This is a genomic window from Streptomyces sp. CBMA156 (assembly GCF_014596515.1).
Taxonomy (GTDB): domain Bacteria; phylum Actinomycetota; class Actinomycetes; order Streptomycetales; family Streptomycetaceae; genus Kitasatospora.
The window spans coordinates 16,370-34,276 of sequence record NZ_MSJQ01000214.1 but is presented as its reverse complement, the minus strand read 5'-3'; the positions used below and the strand labels follow the sequence as shown (position 1 = coordinate 34,276).

General features: G+C 73.4%; 19 protein-coding genes. 10 read left to right on the top strand and 9 right to left on the bottom strand.

Going from position 1 to position 17,907, the window contains the following annotated elements; all coding sequences use genetic code 11:
• Positions 1-2 precede the first annotated feature (2 nt).
• Complete coding sequence (locus BU198_RS17680) at positions 3-1,616, bottom strand: ABC-F family ATP-binding cassette domain-containing protein (RefSeq protein WP_188297819.1); 1,614 nt, start codon at positions 1,614-1,616, stop codon at positions 3-5.
• Between the two features lie 547 nt (positions 1,617-2,163).
• Between BU198_RS17680 and BU198_RS17675 the strand changes: the two genes are divergently transcribed.
• The 4 genes from BU198_RS17675 to BU198_RS17660 all read left to right on the top strand — a co-directional run bounded on the left by BU198_RS17675 (position 2,164) and on the right by BU198_RS17660 (position 6,580).
• The gene (locus BU198_RS17675) at positions 2,164-3,375 is read left to right on the top strand and encodes a trypsin-like serine peptidase (protein ID WP_188297818.1); all 1,212 of its coding nucleotides are present in this window, start codon (positions 2,164-2,166) and stop codon (positions 3,373-3,375) included.
• A 94-nt stretch (positions 3,376-3,469) separates the two neighbouring features.
• Complete coding sequence (locus BU198_RS17670) at positions 3,470-5,107, top strand: ABC-F family ATP-binding cassette domain-containing protein (RefSeq protein ID WP_188297817.1); 1,638 nt, start codon at positions 3,470-3,472, stop codon at positions 5,105-5,107.
• Positions 5,108-5,210: 103 nt separating this feature from the next.
• Entirely contained in the window at positions 5,211-5,894 is a 684-nt protein-coding gene (locus BU198_RS17665) for a nitroreductase family protein (protein WP_188297816.1), read from the top strand.
• Positions 5,895-5,977: 83 nt separating this feature from the next.
• On the top strand, positions 5,978-6,580 hold the full coding sequence (locus BU198_RS17660) for a GNAT family N-acetyltransferase (RefSeq protein ID WP_188297815.1): 603 nt from the start codon (positions 5,978-5,980) through the stop codon (positions 6,578-6,580).
• Positions 6,581-6,653: 73 nt separating this feature from the next.
• Here the strand turns inward: BU198_RS17660 and BU198_RS17655 are convergent, their stop codons facing one another.
• A complete protein-coding gene (locus BU198_RS17655) occupies positions 6,654-7,607 on the bottom strand; it encodes an aldo/keto reductase (protein ID WP_188297814.1) in 954 nt (317 codons plus the stop codon).
• 558 nt (positions 7,608-8,165) lie between these two features.
• Between BU198_RS17655 and BU198_RS17650 the strand changes: the two genes are divergently transcribed.
• Together BU198_RS17650 and BU198_RS17645 are read left to right on the top strand one after the other, a co-directional pair.
• Positions 8,166-9,668 (top strand): carbohydrate binding domain-containing protein, encoded by a 1,503-nt coding sequence (locus BU198_RS17650; protein WP_188297813.1) that lies wholly within the window; start codon positions 8,166-8,168, stop codon positions 9,666-9,668.
• Between the two features lie 130 nt (positions 9,669-9,798).
• Positions 9,799-11,202, top strand: a complete 1,404-nt coding sequence (locus BU198_RS17645; protein ID WP_188297812.1) for an SDR family NAD(P)-dependent oxidoreductase — start codon at positions 9,799-9,801, stop codon at positions 11,200-11,202.
• 40 nt (positions 11,203-11,242) lie between these two features.
• Here the strand turns inward: BU198_RS17645 and BU198_RS17640 are convergent, their stop codons facing one another.
• Positions 11,243-11,671, bottom strand: a complete 429-nt coding sequence (locus BU198_RS17640; protein WP_188297811.1) for a hypothetical protein — start codon at positions 11,669-11,671, stop codon at positions 11,243-11,245.
• A gap of 49 nt (positions 11,672-11,720) precedes the next feature.
• The gene (locus BU198_RS17635) at positions 11,721-12,464 is read right to left on the bottom strand and encodes an SDR family oxidoreductase (protein WP_223244545.1); all 744 of its coding nucleotides are present in this window, start codon (positions 12,462-12,464) and stop codon (positions 11,721-11,723) included.
• 101 nt (positions 12,465-12,565) lie between these two features.
• Between BU198_RS17635 and BU198_RS17630 the strand changes: the two genes are divergently transcribed.
• On the top strand, positions 12,566-13,189 hold the full coding sequence (locus BU198_RS17630; protein WP_188297810.1) for a TetR/AcrR family transcriptional regulator: 624 nt from the start codon (positions 12,566-12,568) through the stop codon (positions 13,187-13,189).
• On the opposite strand, the gene BU198_RS17625 is transcribed toward BU198_RS17630, so the two are convergent.
• Complete coding sequence (locus BU198_RS17625; protein ID WP_188297809.1) at positions 13,186-13,770, bottom strand: TetR/AcrR family transcriptional regulator; 585 nt, start codon at positions 13,768-13,770, stop codon at positions 13,186-13,188. The genes BU198_RS17630 and BU198_RS17625 overlap by 4 nt on opposite strands.
• A 130-nt stretch (positions 13,771-13,900) precedes the next feature.
• On the opposite strand from BU198_RS17625, the gene BU198_RS17620 reads away from it, so the two are divergent.
• On the top strand, positions 13,901-14,920 hold the full coding sequence (locus BU198_RS17620; protein WP_188297808.1) for a hypothetical protein: 1,020 nt from the start codon (positions 13,901-13,903) through the stop codon (positions 14,918-14,920).
• Between the two features lie 11 nt (positions 14,921-14,931).
• Here BU198_RS17620 and BU198_RS17615 read toward each other — a convergent pair whose 3' ends face one another.
• From BU198_RS17615 to BU198_RS17600, 4 genes are all read right to left on the bottom strand, one after another.
• Entirely contained in the window at positions 14,932-15,459 is a 528-nt protein-coding gene (locus BU198_RS17615) for a hypothetical protein (RefSeq protein ID WP_188297807.1), read from the bottom strand.
• Positions 15,460-15,627: 168 nt separating this feature from the next.
• Positions 15,628-15,831 (bottom strand): hypothetical protein, encoded by a 204-nt coding sequence (locus BU198_RS17610; protein ID WP_188297806.1) that lies wholly within the window; start codon positions 15,829-15,831, stop codon positions 15,628-15,630.
• A gap of 187 nt (positions 15,832-16,018) precedes the next feature.
• Positions 16,019-16,627 (bottom strand): DJ-1/PfpI family protein, encoded by a 609-nt coding sequence (locus BU198_RS17605; RefSeq protein WP_188297805.1) that lies wholly within the window; start codon positions 16,625-16,627, stop codon positions 16,019-16,021.
• A gap of 126 nt (positions 16,628-16,753) precedes the next feature.
• Positions 16,754-17,089, bottom strand: a complete 336-nt coding sequence (locus BU198_RS17600) for a hypothetical protein (protein ID WP_188297804.1) — start codon at positions 17,087-17,089, stop codon at positions 16,754-16,756.
• 123 nt (positions 17,090-17,212) lie between these two features.
• Here BU198_RS17600 and BU198_RS17595 point away from each other — a divergent pair, with 123 nt between their 5' ends.
• Together BU198_RS17595 and BU198_RS17590 are read left to right on the top strand one after the other, a co-directional pair.
• Entirely contained in the window at positions 17,213-17,722 is a 510-nt protein-coding gene (locus BU198_RS17595; RefSeq protein ID WP_188297803.1) for a DUF5753 domain-containing protein, read from the top strand.
• Between the two features lie 2 nt (positions 17,723-17,724).
• A complete protein-coding gene (locus tag BU198_RS17590) occupies positions 17,725-17,904 on the top strand; it encodes a DUF397 domain-containing protein (RefSeq protein WP_188297802.1) in 180 nt (59 codons plus the stop codon).
• The last annotated feature ends 3 nt before the right edge of the window (positions 17,905-17,907 follow it).

Sequence of the window (17,907 nt, the reverse complement as noted above, 5' to 3'; positions counted from 1 at the left end):
CGCTACATCGGATCCACCGCCCGCAGTGCGCCGTCCAGCTCCAGCCACCGGGTGAGGCCCAGCCCCCGCAGGAACGGCAGGTCGTGGCTGGCCACGATCAGCGCGCCCCGGTAGGCGGCCAGCGCCTGGGTGAGCTGGCGGACACTGGCGAGGTCCAGGTTGTTGGTCGGCTCGTCGAGCAGCAGCAGCTGCGGCGGCGGGTCGGCCAGCAGCAGGGCGGCCAGCGTCGCGCGGAACCGCTCGCCGCCGGAGAGGGTGGCGGCGGGCCGGTCGGCCCCGCCGCCGCGGAACAGGAAGCGGGCGAGCCGGGCGCGGACCGCGTTGTCCCCGGCGCCGGGGGCGAACAGCTTGACGTTCTCCACGACCGAGCGCTCGTCGTCCAGCAGGTCGAGCCGCTGCGGGAGGTGCCGCAGCGGCACCGGGGTGGTGACCTCTCCTTCCAGCGGGGTGAGTTCGCCCGCGATGGTGCGCAGCAGGGTGGTCTTGCCGGCGCCGTTGCGGCCGACCAGGGCGATCCGCTCGGGCCCGCGCAGGTCGAGGTCGGCGATGGTGCCGTACGGCAGCCTGGCCTTGTCCAGGGTGAGCACGGTGCGCCCGGCCGGGACGGCGGTGCGCGGCAGGTCGATCCGGATCTCGGCGTCGTCCCGGACGGCCTCCTCGGCCACGCTGAGCCGTGCCTTGGCCTCCTCCAGGCGCTCGGTGTGCATGCCCTGGAGCCGGCCCGCCGTCTCCTGGCCCTTGCGTTTGAGCATCCCGGCGAAGATGTGCGGGTCGTTGCGGGTGACCGAGCGCTTCTTGCCGTACACGGCGCTGCGCTCCAGCCGGGTGCGGGCCTCGACCAGGTCCCGCTTCTGGCGCTGGACATCGGCCTCGGCGTTGCGCAGCAGCCGCTCGGCCGTCTCCTGCCGGGTGGCGACGGCGCGTTCGTACGCGTCGAAGTTGCCGCTGTACCAGGTGACTTCGCCGTCCCTGAGGTCGGCGATCCGGTCGACGCGGCGGAGCAGCTCGCGGTCGTGGCTGACGACCAGCAGCACGCCCTTCCAGTCGGCCACCGTCTCGTAGAGCCGCTCGCGGGCGGCCCGGTCGAGGTTGTTGGTGGGCTCGTCCAGCAGCAACACGTCGGGGCGGGCCATCAGCAGGGCGGCCAGCCGCAGCAACACCGCCTCGCCGCCGGAGAGTTCGCCGGTGGTGCGGTCGAGGCCGAGGCGGTGCAGGCCGAGCCGGTCGAGGGTGGCGCGGGCGCGCTCCTCGACGTCCCAGTCGTCGCCGATCGCGTCGAAGTGGCGCTGCTCCGTGTCGCCGGACTCGATGGCGTGCAGGGCCTCGCGGGCGGCGCGGATGCCGAGCGTCTCGTCCACCCTCAGGGTGGTGTCGAGCGTCAGCCCCTGGGGCAGGTAGCCGAGTTCGCCGTCGACCCGGACGGTGCCGCCGGTCGGGGTGAGGTCGCCGGCGATCAGCCGCAGCAGGGTGGACTTGCCCGCGCCGTTGAGCCCGATCAGGCCGGTGCGGCCGGTGCCGACGGCGAGCTGGAAGCCCTCCAGGACGGGCTTGCCGTCGGGCCACTCGAACGACAGCTCGGTGCAGAGGACGGCGGTGGTGGTGGGTTGGTGTGCCATACAGGCCTCCCGGGGGTGGTTGCCGAAGGGGTGATGAGCAACACGGGGAGACACCGCGGGTGCGGAACCGGGCACGGCCGGAGGGGAACGAAGGGGTGGCGTCACGCAGAGGAGTGCCACGGGCCGTGACTGAGGTCGCACACTCGCGCACCGCGCGACGGCAGCAGGGCCTGCGCGGCGGGGGCGGTGTCCCGGGACCTCAGTAGAGCAACGGCCTTCTCCTTGTCTGGCTGATGACCCGGACCACGCTAGGCGCCCCGGTTCGCGCGGGCAAGCGGTTTTCCGGCCGCCCGGTCGGGCCGGCCGAGGCGGTCACGCCGGCCGCGACGGGCATCCCCGCAGCCGCGACGGACGCCCCCGGAACCCCCGCAACGGAGGCCGGGTGCCGATCCCGTGCCGATCCGGTGACGGCCCCGCCCCCGTCAGGGCCGGGTGTAAGGAGTTCCTTATCCGCATGGCAGACTCCTCACCTGCCATGCCTGCGGCCGAGTGGGGCCGCACCCGGGGACGGGCCGCATGGCGGTAGTCAACAGGGGGATTTGAACTCATGTCACCGATATCCCGGCCGGGCCGTGCCGTCCTGGGCGCCTCCGTCGCCGCGCTGACCATGCTGGTCGCGACCGCGTGCGGCCCCGACAACGCCGACCCCGCCATCACCGCGGCTCCCACCGTCGAGGCCAGTGCCTCCGGCAAGCCGGGCGCGGCTCCGATCAAGCTTCCGACGCTCGAAGAGCTGAAGACCTGGAAGCTTGAGGACTGGGACAAGTGGGCCCAGGCGAACGTGATCACCCCGGCGGTCAAGGGCTACTGGACGCTCCAGAAGCTGCTGGAGGCCAAGCCGAAGCCGCTGCCGCAGCCCGCGCCGGACGCGACCCAGCCGCCCGCGCAGCCCACCGGCGCCGCGCCGGCCACCGGCGCACCGGCCACCACGCAGCCCACCGCCGCCCAGCCGGCCGGTCCCGACCAGCTGCCCGCCATGGTCCCGGCCAAGCCCGTGGCGCACCCGTTCCCGAAGAACACGCACGTCAACGGCAAGATCTTCTTCAAGGACGGCAACGAGGACTACGTGTGCTCCGGCACCGTCGTCTCCGACCCGGCCAACCCGGGCAAGAGCAACCTGGTGTGGACCGCCAGCCACTGCCTGCACGGCGGCAAGGGCAACAAGTACTACACCGACATCACCTTCGCCCCGGCCTTCAACAGCAACGGCGTGCTGAGCAACGGCAACCGGCAGGCCAAGCTGGAGGACGCCGAGCCGTACGGCGAGTGGACCGCCACCGCCGGCATGGTCTCGCCGCAGTGGGCCGCCGAGGCCGACCCGGAGAAGGGCGGCCCGTGGAGCCAGTACGACTTCGGCATCGTCAAGGTCGCCAACCCCAACCCGGGCGGCAAGTCGCTGGAGGAGACCGTCGGCGGCTCCGTTCCGCTCTGGTTCAACGCCCCGCGTGACCAGGTCGGTGCGGTCAGCAACTACGGCTTCCCCGAGGGCAAGCCCTTCGACGGCGTCGAGCTGGAGCACTGCGACGGCGGCAAGCCGTCCAGGAAGACCGGCGACCCGAGCCGCCCGGCGATGCTGCTGATCGGCTGCAACATGACCGGCGGCAGCAGCGGCGGCGGCTGGTTCGCGACCAAGGACGGCAAGCCGGCCCTGGTCAGCGACACGTCCATCGGCAACGGCGCGAACACCTACGAGGCCGGTCCGTACCTGGAGGACGTGGCCCAGCACATGTTCGAGTACTTCTCGAAGAAGGCCAAGTGACCCGCTGAGCGGTGATCCCGGGGGCCGCGGCCGCGACGGCCGTGGCCCCCGCCTTTTCCGCCGTCCGGCCCGCTCCTCCTACAATCGACCCATCATGAGCGCGACACTCGTAGTCAAGGACCTCAGCGCCGGCCACGGCGAACGCACCCTCTTCTCCGGCCTGGATCTGGTGATCGCCCCCGGCGACGTGATCGGCCTGGTCGGCGTGAACGGCGCCGGCAAGTCGACCCTGCTGCGGCTGCTGGCCGGCCTGGACACCCCCGAGGGCGGCTCGCTGCGGCTGAGCCCGGCGAGCGCCAACGTCGGCCACCTGCCGCAGGAGCCGGAGCGCCGCGAGGGCGAGTCGGTGCGCGACTTCCTGGCCCGCCGGACCGGCGTGACGGCCGCGCAGGCCGCCCTGGACGAGGCCACCGAGGGTCTGGTCGAGGGCCGGGCCGGGGCCGACGACGCGTACGCCACCGGCCTGGAGCGCTGGCTGGACCTCGGCGGCGCCGACCTGGAGGAACGCGCCGAGGAGGTCGCCGACTCGCTCGGGCTGAAGGTCTCGCTCGACCTGCCGATGACCGCGCTGTCCGGCGGCCAGGCCGCCCGGGCCGGCCTCGCCTCGCTGCTGCTCTCCCGCTACGACGTCTTCCTGCTGGACGAGCCGACCAACGACCTCGACCTGGACGGCCTGGAGCGGCTGGAGTCCTTCGTCAAGGGCCTGCGCACGGGCACCGTGCTGATCAGCCACGACCGCGAGTTCCTGGCCCGCACCGTGACCAAGGTGCTGGAGCTGGACCTGCACCAGCAGCAGGTCAACCTGTACGGCGGCGGCTACGAGGCGTACCTGGAGGAGCGGGCGGTGGCCCGCCGGCACGCCCGCGAGGAGTACGACGACTACGCCGACACCAAGTCCGGGCTGGAGGCCCGCGCCCGGATGCAGCGCGGCTGGATGGAGAACGGCGTGCGCAACGCCCGCCGCAAGTCCTCCGACAACGACAAGAACGCGCGCGCGACGCGCGCCGAGTCCACCGAGAAGCAGGCCGCCAAGGCCCGGCAGACCCAGCGGATGATCGAGCGGCTGGACGTGGTCGAGGAGCCCCGCAAGGAGTGGGAGCTGCGGATGGAGATCGCCATCGCGCCGCGCTCCGGCTCGGTGGTCGCGACCCTGCGCGGGGCGAGCGTGCGGCGCGGCGACTTCGCCTTCGGCCCGGTGGACCTCCAGATCGACTGGGCCGACCGGGTCGCCATCACCGGTGCCAACGGCGCGGGCAAGTCCACGCTGCTGGCCGCCCTGCTCGGCCGGCTCGAACTCGACGGCGGCAGCGCCTCGCTGGGCTCCGGCGTGGTGGTCGGCGAGGTGGACCAGGCGCGCGGTCTGTTCCTCGGCGGGGAGCCGCTGTCGGACGCCTTCGCGGCCGCCGTGCCGGAGCTCTCGCCGGAGGAGGTGCGCACCCTGCTGGCCAAGTTCGGCCTCAAGGCGGTGCACGTCATGCGCCCGGCCGGCACCCTCTCCCCCGGCGAGCGCACCCGGGCCGCGCTGGCGCTGTTGCAGGCCCGCGGGGTCAACCTGCTGGTGCTGGACGAGCCCACCAACCACCTGGACCTGCCCGCGATCGAGCAGCTGGAGTCCGCGCTCGGCTCGTACACCGGCACCCTGCTGCTGGTCACCCACGACCGGCGGATGCTGGACACGGTGGCGGTGAACCGGCGCCTGGAGGTCGGGGACGGGCGGGTGCGCGAGCTGTAGGGCGGCGCCCGCGGCTCCCCGCCGGCTCCCTGTCGGTCCCGGCTCCTTCGGGATTGGTCTCTACCTCTTCCCGGAGGGGCCGTCATGTGCTGTGCTGTGCGCCATGGTTGACAGCACAGACAGCGCCGTGGCGGGGACGTCCCACCCGACCGTCCCGCTCACCCCCATGACGGTGCCCGCCCACGAGGCCGAGGCCCGCAGCAGGTCCTTCCACGACGTGATGGCCCAGCGCCGGACCGTCCGTGACTACTCCACCCGCCCGCTCCCTGAGGGAGTGGTCGAGTGGGCGGTCCGCACCGCGAACACCGCGCCCAGCGGCGCGCACGTCCAGCCCTGGCGGTTCGTGGTGATCACCGACCCGGAGCGCAAACAGCGGCTGCGCGCGGCGGCCGAGGCCGAGGAGCGCGAGTTCTACCGCCACCGCGCCTCGGCGGAGTGGCTGGCCGCGCTCGCCCCGATCGGCACCGACTGGCGCAAGCCGTTCCTGGAGGACGCGCCGGCCGTGATCGTGGTGTTCGAGGTGCACAAGGGCCCCGGCTCGCCGCGCCCCTACTACACCAAGGAGTCGGTGGGGATCGCGGTCGGTCTGCTGCTGGCCACGCTGCACCAGGCCGGACTGGCCACGCTGACCCACACCCCGAGCCCGATGAAGTTCCTCAACGAGGTGTGCGACCGCCCGGCGGAGGAGCGCGCGGCGTACGTGATCCCGGTCGGTTACCCGGCCGAGGGGGCGCGCGTGCCGGACCTGCGGCGCAAGGAGCTCGACGAGGTGATGGTCCGCCTCTGACGCGCCGGGCCGTGGCCGGGCGCGCCCGCCATCGGGGGGATGTCCGATGGTGACAGGTCCCGGCCAAGGACATAATCGCCGCCATGAGCCGAGCACAGCCACGGTCCCGTGGCCCCTCCCCGCCGACGGCCGAGGTGACCGCCGGGCGGCCGCCGGAACGCCTGCGGCTGCCCGGCGGCCTCTGGCTGCGGCGCCGCCGCAGCACCCACGCGGCGGCGGTGAACCGGGCCGTCCACGCCAACCTGGACCACCTGCGGCCCTGGATGGAGTGGGCGGCCGAGGCCCCCTCCCGGGCGCAGACCGCCGAGCTGACCCTGGCCGGCGCCGCCGCCTGGGAGGCCGGCACCGACTTCATGTACCTGGCCGGCCTGGACGCCGAGCCCGACGACGTGATCGGCGCCTTCGGCCTGCACGGGCGGATCGGCCCGGGCGCGCTGGAGATCGGCTACTGGGTCGCCGCCGGGCACGTCGGCCGCGGCATCGCCACCGCCGCGGCCGGGGCGCTCACCGAGGCCGCGCTGGCACTGCCCGGGATCACCCGGGTGGAGATCCGCTGCGACCGGGCGAACGGCGCCAGCGCCGCCGTCCCGCGCAAGCTCGGCTACCGGCTGGACCGGGTCGCCGAGGTCGCCGTCCGGGCGCCGGCCGAGACCGGACGGCAACTGGTGTGGGTGATGGAGCGCTGACCCCGCCGGTACCGCCCGCCACCCATGAGGCCGGTCAGTAACGCCGGTCAGTAGCGCCCGCCGGTAGCGCCGGTCAGTAGCGCCCGCCGGTCGCGGCCGGCAGCGCGTCCAGCTCGGCCAGGTCCGCCGCCGAGAGCTCGACGCCCGCCGCGCCCACGTTGTCCGCCAGGTAGCGCGGCGTCCTGGTGCCCGGGATCGGGAAGACGTACCGGCCCTGCGCCAGCACCCAGGCCAGCGCGACCTGCGCGGGGGTGGCGCCGGTCCGCCCGGCGACCGCCCCGACCCTCCCGACCAGCTCCAGGTTGGCCTTCAGCGCGTCCTGCTGGAAGCGCGGCAGCCGGCGCCGGAAGTCGTCCGCGGGCAGCTCGTCGAAGGACGTGATGCTGCCGGTCAGGAAGCCCCGGCCGAGCGGCGAGAACGGCAGGAAGGCGATCCCCTGCTCCTCGGTGTACGGCAGCACCCCGTCCAGCGCGTCCCTGGTCCACAGCGACAGCTCGGACTGCACCGAGGCCACCGGGTGCACGGCCTGGGCCCGCCGGATCTCCTCGACGGTCACCTCGGAGAGCCCGATGCTGCGGGCCTTGCCGGCCGCGACGACCTCGGCGAACGCGCCCCAGGTCTCCTCGATCGGGACCGCGGGGTCGACCCGGTGCAGCTGGTAGAGGTCGACGTGGTCGGTGCCCAGCCGGCGCAGGCTCTCGTCGATCGAGCGGCGCACGTGCTCGGGCCGGCCGTCGCGCTCCTGCACGCCCCCGCCGCCCGGGACGATGCCCACCTTGGTGGCCAGGAACGCGCGCTCCCGGTACGGGCCGGCCAGCGCGGCGCCGACGACCTCCTCGTTGGTGTACGGGCCGTACATGTCGGCGGTGTCGATCAGCCCGACGCCGAGGTCCAGCGCCTGCCGGATCACCCGGACCGAGTTCTCGTCGTCCCGGTGCCGCGGGTCGTAGGCCCAGGTCATGCCCATGCAGCCGAGGCCGATGACGCCGAGCTCCGGACCGCCGGTACCGAACGGGGCGTTGCGCATGAGAGTGCTCCCATCGTGGTTCGCGTGGTGGTTCCGCGTGGTGGTGCGTGATCAACGCCCTCAGCTTTCACCTTGGAGTGCACTCAAGGTCAAGCCCGTTCCGCCGTCCCGCCGCCACCCAAGGCGTTCATATGGTCATCCACCTCCCGCAGGGGCGCGAGCGGGGCGCGCGCCTCCGGTTTCACCACCAGGTACGAAGCTCCGGCCGTCGACCCGCGGCGTTCGTCCCCGGTCCTTTCACCCGGCCATCACCGGTGATCACCCGTCAAACCGGCGCGCGAGAGCCCGCCGGCCGCCCCCCGCACCACCGGGCGCCGCCGGTCCGGTCTTGGCAGGGCCTCCCTCGACGGCCGACGCTCTGGTCACGGGTCAACCGTTCCCAAAACCTGCCTCCGGTGACGCGTCCGGGCCCGGGAAGTGCTTGACGTGCACAGCTGGTCTAGTCCAGTTTGATGCTCAGCACCGCGCTCTCCCCCGCACCGGACCACCCCAGGCCGCCGCCCGCACCGTGTCCCCCCTCGCGGCGCGGGCGGCTACCACGTCCCGAGAGGCACCCCCATGCCCAGCGCGCCCCTGCCCGCCCCCACGCACCGCCGCCCGGCCCGCCGGACCACCCTGCTGAGCCTCGCCGCCGCCACCGCGCTCGCCGCCGGAGGCCTGGCCGTCCTCGCCGGGAACGCCGGCGCCGCCGACGGCAACCTGCTCGCCAACGGCGGTCTGGAGAGCGGCGCGCTCGGCCCCTGGAGCTGCTCCGCCGACACCGGCGGCACGGTCGGCTCCGGCGCGCACAGCGGGACGTACGCGCTCAAGGGGGCGGTGAGCGCGAGCGACACCGCGCAGTGCGGCCAGACCGTCAGCGTCCGGCCCAACACCACGTACACCCTCAGCGCCTGGGTGCAGGGCCAGTACGTCTACCTCGGCGCCACCGGCAGCGGCCTCACCGACCCGGCCACCTGGACCGCGGGCGGCCCCGGCTGGCAGCAGCTGTCCGCCGGCTTCACCACCGGACCGGCCACCACCAGCGTCACCGTCTACCTGCACGGCTGGTACGGGCAGGGCGGCTACCTCGCCGACGACATCGCCCTGACCGGCCCCGGCGGCGGCGACCCGGGCACCCCGCCGCCGAGTTCGACCCCGCCGAGCCCGACCGGCACCCCGACCGGCACCCCGGCTCCGAACGTCGCGCTCCCGGTGGCCCCGTACATCGACATGGGCGCCTGGCCCACCCCGTCGATGCCCGACCTGGCCAGGGCCGGCGGCCTCAAGGGCTACACGATGGGCTTCGTCACCGGTGTCGGCTGCAAGGCCAGCTGGTTCAACGCCTACGACCCGCGCACCGCCTGGGCCAAGGACCAGGTGGACGCGCTGCGCGCGGCCGGCGGCGACGTCAAGGTCTCCTTCGGCGGCGCCGCGGGCACCGAACTCGCCGCCGCCTGCACGACGGTGGACGCCCTGTTCGCCGAGTACGACGCCGTGGTGAGGGCCTACGGCCTGCGCTACGTCGACTTCGACATCGAGGGCGCGGCCATCGCCGACACCGCCGCCAACGACCGCCGTTCCGCCGCGCTCGCCAAGCTCCAGCAGGCCCACCCCGGCCTGCGGGTCTCCTTCACCCTGCCCGTCCTGCCCGAGGGCCTGACCGCCGAGGGCGTCGCCATCGTCAAGTCCGCCCGGGACGCCGGGGTGAACGTCGACCTGGTCAACGTCATGGCGATGGACTACTACCGGGCCGGAACCGACTACGGCAACGCCGCCGTGCAGGCCGCCCAGTCGCTGTTCGGCCAGCTCAAGGCGCTCTACCCGGCGAAGACCGACACCCAGCTGTGGGCCATGGTCGGCGTCACCCCGATGATCGGCGAGAACGACGACCACCAGGTCTACAACCAGGCCGACGCCCAGCAGTTGGTGGCCTTCGCCCGGCAGAACCACATCGGGATGCTCTCCTTCTGGGACGCCACCCGGGACGCCAACGCCTGCACCGGGGGCTCGCTGTCCAAGTGCACCAACATCCCGCAGCAGCCGTACGAGTTCGCGAAGATCCTCGGCCAGTACGCGGGCTGAGCCCACGGGCCGCCACCGCCACCGGCCGGCGGCCACCGACCACCGGCCACCCGCCGGCGGAAATTGGCATCTCATCGTCCCGGGCCGTCGATTACAGTCCCTCCCACCTGTACGGCACGAGGGGGCGGACATGACGGTCCGGGACGACCACGACCAGCTGATCACCATCCATCCGACGGGCGGCGCCGCGGGTGCCGGCGACGTCACCGCCGAGGAACTCGCCGCGTTCAGCCGCACCCTCGGCAGGCTGCGCGCCCTCCCCTCCCACGACCGCACCCGGCTGCACGCCGAACGGCAGCTCAGCTCCTTCGTCATGGAGAGCCGCAAGCGCCGCCGCCAGGAGGCCCGGCAGGCCGTGCGGCAGGCCGACGCCGACCTGCTCGCGGCCACCGCGACCGGCGGCCGGGCCCGCCGCGAGGACACCCCGCTGGCCGCCGCGGACGGGCCGGTCGGCGAACTGCTCACGCCGCGCAAGTGCTACGTCTGCAAGCGGGCCTACCGCCGGGTCGACGGCTTCTACCACATGCTCTGCCCCGACTGCGCGGCCGACAACACCGCCCGCCGCGCCCTCGGCACCGACCTGCGCGGGCGCCGGGCGCTGCTCACCGGCGGGCGGGTGAAGATCGGCTTCCAGCTCGCCCTGATGATGCTGCGGGACGGCGCCGAGCTGACCGTCACCAGCCGCTTCCCGCAGGACACCGTCCGCCGCTTCCGCGCCGCCGAGGGCAGCGGGCAGTGGTGGGAGCGGCTCACCGTCGTCGGCATCGACCTCCGTGACCCGCGCCAGGTCCTGGGCCTGACCGAGCAGTTGCGCGCCGACGGGCGCCCGCTCGACATCCTGGTCAACAACGCCGCCCAGACCCTGCGCCGTCCGCCCGAGTCGTACGCGCTGCTGGCCGCGGGCGAGCGGGACGCGCTGCCCGCCGCCGACCGCCGGGCGATCTGCCACGCCCCCGGGTTCCGTCCGGCCACCGGCCTCACCTCCCTGCCGTCCGGCGCGGGATCGCTGCTGGACCTCACCGACGAGGCCGGGCTGCTGCCCGACCTCGCCCCGGCCAACTCCTGGTCCGCGAAGCTCGGTTCGCTCGACCCGGCGGAGATCCTGGAGACCCAGCTGGTCAACGCGCTGGCCCCGGCCCTGCTCTGCGACCGGCTGCTGCCGCTGCTGCTGGCCTCACCGCGCCCCGCCCGCTACGTCGTCAACGTCACGGCGGTGGAGGGCCGGTTCGCCGTCCGCAACAAGACCGCCCGGCACCCGCACACCAACATGGCGAAGGCCGCGCTCAACATGCTCACCCGCACCAGCGCCGCCGAACTCGCCGGCCGGGGCGTGCACATGTGTGCCGTCGACACCGGCTGGATCACCGACGAGAACCCGGCCCCGAAGAAGGCCCACATAGCCGCCCAGGGGTTCCGCACCCCGCTGGACATCGTGGACGGCGCGGCCCGGATCTACGACCCGATCGTCCGCGGCGAGGCCGGGGATCCGGTGTCGGGGGTGTTCCTCAAGGACTACCGGGTGGCGGAGTGGTGAGACCCCGCCCGGGCCGTCATGACCCGGCCGCCGTCACCGCTCAGGTGTCGTAGCAGCCGTCCCAGGGGGCGTTGAAGCCCAGGCAGTCCGGGTAGAGCTCGAAGTGGACGCGCGCCCCCTCGCCGTCCTCCTCGTCCACCTCGTCCGGCTCGTAGTCCTCGCGGACCAGGCCGTACAGCTCACCGTCGACGTGCACCGAGAACGGGGCGATCGCGATGTCCCCGTACTCCCGGCCGGGCAGCGCGTCGAGCCACTCCGCCAGCAGCCGCTCGGCCTCCCCGAGGTCCTCGGTGCAGCGCACCCGCGCGTCGAGGTGGCGGCCGGCGGCGTCGAAGCGGTGCAGGATCGCGCGGTAGCGGCTGCCGAGGCGGACGATCGACGCGAAGAACTGGCCGCCCTGCCAGTGGCCGATGGTGTCGGTGCGGTAGCCCGGCTCGTGGCAGACGGGGATCAGATCGGGAACGTCCATGGCCGTACCGTACGGGCGGCCTGTGACAACGCCCGGTTCAGAGGCCGGTTCAGCGCCCGGTGGCCAGGTTGGCCCCGCCGGCGCAGTCGAACACCACGCCCGTGACGAAGGTGTTGGCCGCCAGCAGGTGGATCGCCCTGGCGACGTCCTCGGCACGGCCGACCCGGCCGACCGGGGTGGTGGCCGCGAGGCCCTCGAACAGCGCGGCCCGCTGCCCGGCCGGGACGCGGTCCCACCACGGGGTGTCGATCACGCCGGGCGAGACGGCGTTGACCCGCAGCGGGGCGAGTTCGACGGCCAGCGGCGGGACCATCGCCTCCAGCGCGCCGTTGATGGCGGCCAGTCCGGCGGTACCGGGGAAGGCGGCGCGGGCCGAGGCGGCGGTGATCAGGGTGACCGAGCCGTCCGCGCGCAGGTACGGCAGCGCCGCCTGGAGCACGCGCACCTGCGGCCAGAACTTGGCCTCGAAGCCGGTCGCGAGCTCGGCCAGGTCGAGCCCGGCGAACGGTCCGGCGCCGGCCGCGCCGCTGACCGCGACGACCAGGTGGTCCACGGTGCCGGCCCCGGCGAAGAACTCGGCGAGGCCGGCCGGGTCGGCCGCGTCCAGCCGGTGGCCCGTGGTCCTGCCGCCGATCCGGGCGACGGCGGCGTCCAGCCGGTCGCGGTCGCGACCGGTGACGACGACCTCGGCGCCGTCCGCGGCGAAGGCGGTGGCCGCCGCCTCGCCGATGCCCGAGCTGCCGCCCATCACGACGACGCGCTGTCCGGCGAAGAGGTCTGACGCAGTGTTCATGGTGGTGGGGCCTTTCGACTTGTCGAGACCACTGGTTCCGACAATGATGTTTGTCGAGACTGTTAGTCTTGTCAAGTGACGGCAGAAAGAGAGGGAGCGGCATGAGCGAGACCCAGGGAGCCGAGGCGGCCGGGACCACCCCGGCCGTACGCCCGCACACCGGACGCCGCCGCAACGAGGCCGCCCGCCAGGCGATCCTCGACGCCGCGCTCCGCCTGCTCGCCGAGTCCGACGGCACGCCCGTCACCATCGACGCCATCGCCCGTGCGGCCGGCGTCGGCAAGCAGACCGTCTACCGCTGGTGGCCCTCCAAGGGCGCCGTGCTGCTCGACGCCCTCACCGGCCGCGCCGACCAGGACGTCCACGACCCCGACACCGGCGACCTGCGCGCCGACCTGCGCGCCTTCATCGGCACCACCTTCGAGACGGCCCAGCGCGACACCACCGCCTCCGCACTGCGCACCGTCGCCCGCGAGGCCGCCCGCGACCCGCACCTCGCCGAGCTGATGCGGAGCTTCACCGCCGCCCGCCGCGGCGCACTGCGCGACCTCCTCGCCAGGGGCCGCGAGCGCGGCGAGCTGGCCGGGGACGCCGACCCCGACCTCATCGCGGACCAGGTCTACGGGGTCTTCTGGTACCGCTTCCTGCTCGGGCACGGGGCGCTGGACGCGGACACCGCGGAGCGCCTCACCGACTCGCTGACCAGGGGGAACAGCTCCCGCTAGGGCCGCCGGCCGCGCACCAGGGGCAGGTACACCTCGTCCACGATCTCCACCAGGACGTCGTCCGGCGCGGTCGGTACCCCGCGCACCACGAACTCGTTGCGCAGCAGCACCACCGCCACCGTCGCCACCCGGGGGTGCAGCGCCTCGGGGGCGACCTCGCCGCGGGCGACCGCGCGCCCCAGGACGGTGAGCCAGGGCGCGGCCGCGGCGTCGCCGGACTGGTCCTGCAACTGCGCCAGGAACTCCGTCGCGCCGCCGGCCGCGGCCAGCAGCTCGCGCAGCACGGCGCCCAGCGGGGAGCTCCAGTGCCGGTTCGCCTGGCGCAGCAGCTCCAGCGCGTCGCCGCGCAGTTCACCGGTGTCCGGGAGCGGGGCGGCCTTCGCCAGCTGCTTGTACGCGGCGATGCCGAGCGCCAGCCGGTTGGGCCAGCGGCGGTAGATGGCGTTCTTGTTGGTGCCGGCGCGGGCGGCGACCTTGTCCATGGTCAGCCCGGCGTACCCGGCCCCGGTGATCTCCTCGACCGCGGCCCGCAGGATCGCCTCCTCCAGCGCCGCCCCGCGCCGCCGCGTCTGCCCGGCCATGCCCTCGCTCCGCCCGCTCCGCCAGCCGATACCGCCCGTACCCGCCCCATCCTTCTTGCCAGACCGGAGCGTCGGCAACTACGGTACTAGTCGTACCGTAAATTTCCTCTCGCCGGAAAGGCAGACGAACATGCGTACCAAGGGAATCAGCTACGACACCGGATTCGTCAGGGACGGCGCGTACTCCCGGACCTGGTTCGACTCGGAAGCCGTCGAACGCGAACTGCGGATCATCAGGGACGAACTGCACTGCACCGCGGTCCGCATCATGGGCGGCGACCCGGAGCGGATCGAACTCGCCGCCGGGCACGCCGCCGACCTCGGCCTGGAGGTCTGGTTCTCGCCCTACCCGCTGGAGCTCACCGCCGACGCGATGCTGGAGCTCTTCGCCGACTGCGCCGACCGCGCGGAGCGGCTGCGGCGGCGCGGCGCCGAGGTGGTGTTCGTCACCGGCGCCGAACTCAGCCTGATGAACCCGGGCTTCCTGCCCGGCTCCACCACGGCCGAACGCGTCGGGCTGCTCACCCGGCCCGAGCGGCTGCGCGAGCACCTCGGCGCCGTCAGCGGCCTGGTCAACGCCTTCCTCGACAAGGCGGTGGCAACCGTCCGCGCACGCTTCGGCGGCCGCGTCACGTACGCCGCCGTACCGCTGGAGCGCGTGGACTGGGAGCCCTTCGACCTCATCTCGCTGGACCTGTACCGCTCCGCCGGGACCGCCGACCGCTTCGCCGACGGCGTCCGCGACCTGACGGCCCAGGGCAAGCCGGTCGCCGTCACCGAGTTCGGCTCCGCCACCTTCCGCGGCGCCGGGGACCGCGGCGCGCACGGCCTGGACATCGTCGAGTACCACGACGGCCGACCGGCCCGCCTGGACGGCGTCCACGAGCGGGACGAGGCCGGCCAGGCCGGGTACGTCCGGGAGCTGCTGGAGGCCTTCGACGCCGGCGGCGTCGATGCCGCGTTCGTCTTCACCTTCGCCCTCTACGACCACGTCCACCGCCCCGGTGGCGACCCCCGCGACGACCTCGACCTCGCGAGCTACGGCATCGTCAAGACCTACGAGGACCGCGCGGGCAGCACCCATCCCGGACTCCCCTGGGACCCGAAGGAGGCGTTCTTCACCCTCGCCGAGTACTACGCCACCCACTGAGCGTTCCGGACTCACCCGACGCCCGGGCGCCGGCGGCGGTGGTAGGCCCAGGCGAGGGCGAGGGTGGCCGGACCCCAGAACATCGCCGTCGCGGTGCAGACCCGCCCCAGCAGCATCCACCAGCCGTTGCTGTAGCCGACTTCCGCGACCACACCCAGCCAGCCGAGGGGCATGCCGTCGAAGAGGGCCACTAGGACGAGGCCCCCGAGCACTGCCGGGACGACCGCCGCGAGCGGCGGCACCCGCCGCCCGCCCAGCACGGGCACCCAGCGCGGGAACACCTCGCCCCAGCCGCTGACCAGCCCCAGGGTCAGGACCGTCAGCGCCTCGGTGAGCACGCTCAGGCCGATCACGTACGGCGTGGCCCACCAGACGTACGCCCCGGCGTCCGGGTCGACGGTCCCCATCCGGAGGTCGAACGCGAACGGCAGCCGCCACAGACAGTGCGGCAGCACGACGAACGGGAGGGCCTTGGCGAGGCGCAGGGCCCATCGGGGAACGGGGCGTTCGGTGTCGCCCACCGGGATGTTCATCAGCATGCGTCCACCGTCCCGGGTGCCGCCCCGCCCCGCGTCCACCGCGCGGCCCCACCGGCTCCCCCGGGCGAGCCAACCACCCCTCATCACAAGGGAGGAGACGGTCCGTCAGTGGCGGCCAACCCGTTCCGGCGTGCGACCCCCGGTCGGCGCCGGGGGCCGCGGCGGCGGTCAGCCGCCCATGCAGGCCTTCCACTGCGTGCGGGCGAACGCCGGGCCGCCGACCACGTAGTTGACGTCCCAGTTCGCGGTGCACTGTGCCGTCCTCGACGGCGGTACGGGAAGGGCGCTCGCCTGGGTGCCGGCGGCGAGGACGAACACGGGGGCCAGCACGGCCGCGGCGGCCGCGGTGGCGGCCAGTCGGCGGATCTTCATGGGTGGGGATCTCTCCTTCGAGGCGGCCGGACACTCCGGCGCGGCCCCGCACGGAGGACGTGCGGGGCGCAGGAGCCCGGCCGAAACGGTCAACTCCTGGGCCAGATCCTGGCAGCACCCGATGGCCCGGAAACATCCCCCAAACCTGGGATACCACCGGCCCTGGCCCGGCCCCCGCCGGTGGGCGTCAGGGCCGGACCGGCTCCCCCGCGCGGACGGCCCGCAGGCCGCGCTCGACGGTCTCCCGGCTCTCGCCGACCGGGGCCACGTAGTCGAGGACGTCACGCGCGGCGTCCTCGCCGAGGGTCCGGGTGATCACCCAGGTGGCGAGGTACTGGGAGGCCAGGCAGCCGCCCGCGGTGGCGATGTTCCCCTCCGCGTGGAACGGCGCGTCGAGCACGGTGACCCCGCAGGCCTCCACGAAGGGCCGGCTCGTCCGGTCCGTACAGGCCGGCATGCCGCCCAGCAGCCCGAGGTGCGCCAGCACCAGCGCGCCGGAGCACTGCGAACCGATCAACTGCCGCGCGGGGTCGAGCGGCAGCGCGGAGAGCAACCGGTCGTCGGCGACCACGTCGCGGGTCTTCACCCCGCTGCCGATCAGCACGGCGTCGGCCTCGGTCACGAACTCCATCGGGCGCTGCCCGGTCACCTCGACGCCGTTCATCGACCTGACGACCGGCGTCGGCGTCGTGATGAAGGCCTCCAGGCCGTCCCTGCGGCAGCGGTTGATCAACGCGGCGGCGATGAAACTGTCGAGTTCGTTGAACCCGTCGAAGGTGACCACGGCTACCTGCATCACGACTCCTCCACCCGGCATCGGTGGTCCAGTCTCCCCGGCCCCGCCGGTCGGGGACAACGGTGACGCGGTCGCCCCGGAGGATCTCCGGGGCGCGGACACCTCGTCCTACGCCTGCTCGTCGCCCTACGCCTGCTCGAACACCTCGATGTCCTCCAGGACCGAGATGGTCACCACCACGTCGAGCGGCGATCCCCAGTCGACGTGGAGGAGGAACTCCACGCCTCCGGCTTCCGCTCCCGCCACCCCGTGCGGGCCGATGTTCGTCACGTAGACGTTCGCGGCGCCGAGCAGCGGACGCCCGAGCGTCTTCGGGCCGCCGCCGAGACCGCCGAATTGGGGGGTGAATTCGGCCGCGGTGACGATCACCGCGGAGTCGAGGTCGATCACGCCATCCCAGTTCCAGTTCTTTCGAATCGTCCCCTGCTGGCCGCGGTAAAGAATGCGAAGTGAACGGGCCATCGGTGAACTCCTCTCGCGAATTCCCCTCGCCCTGCGGCACGCAGACCGCCGTCGCGTTCCACTTCAAGTCAAACATCGAACGATCCGCGCGGCATCTCGACTACCTCCGAAACCAAGGCGCCAATGACCAACTGGGCGGCGATTCCGGGACTGCTCCAGACCGAGGCGTACATCCGTGCTCTGTACGAGATGCGTCGGCCGGTGCTCTCGCCGGAGCAGATCGACGAGTGGGTGGCGGCACGCCTCGCCCGGCAGGACATCCTGGCCCGCTGGCCGCTGCCGGTGGTGACCTGGGCGGTCGACGAGAGCGTGCTCCGGCGCCCGCTGGGCGGCTGGGACGTGCACAAGGAGCAGCTCCAGCACCTGCTGAAGATCGGGCAGATGCGCGGCCCGGAGCTCCAGGTCATGCCGCTCGACCGGATGAGCCACGCGGGCATGAGCGGTTCGTTCATCCTGCTGACCCCGCCCAACCGCCCGCAGATCGGCTATGCCGCCGCGCAGCACGTGAACCGTCTGATCACGGATCCGGCGGAAGTCCGTAATATGGCCGCACGGTACAGCAGCATCCGGGCCCAGGCCCTGGGGCTGAGGGAGTCCCTGGCCCTGATCGAAGCGATTCTGGGAGAGCGGTAGGCATGGCCGAGCTGGCATGGTTCAAGAGCAGCCACAGCGGCAACGAGTGCGTCGAGGTCGCCGAGACGACCACCGCCGTCCACGTGGGCGACTCCAAGGACAAGTCCGGCCCCCAGCTCACCTTCTCCCCCACCGCCTGGCAGGCGTTCGTCACCTTCGCCGCCACCACCGAGGCCGCCTGACCC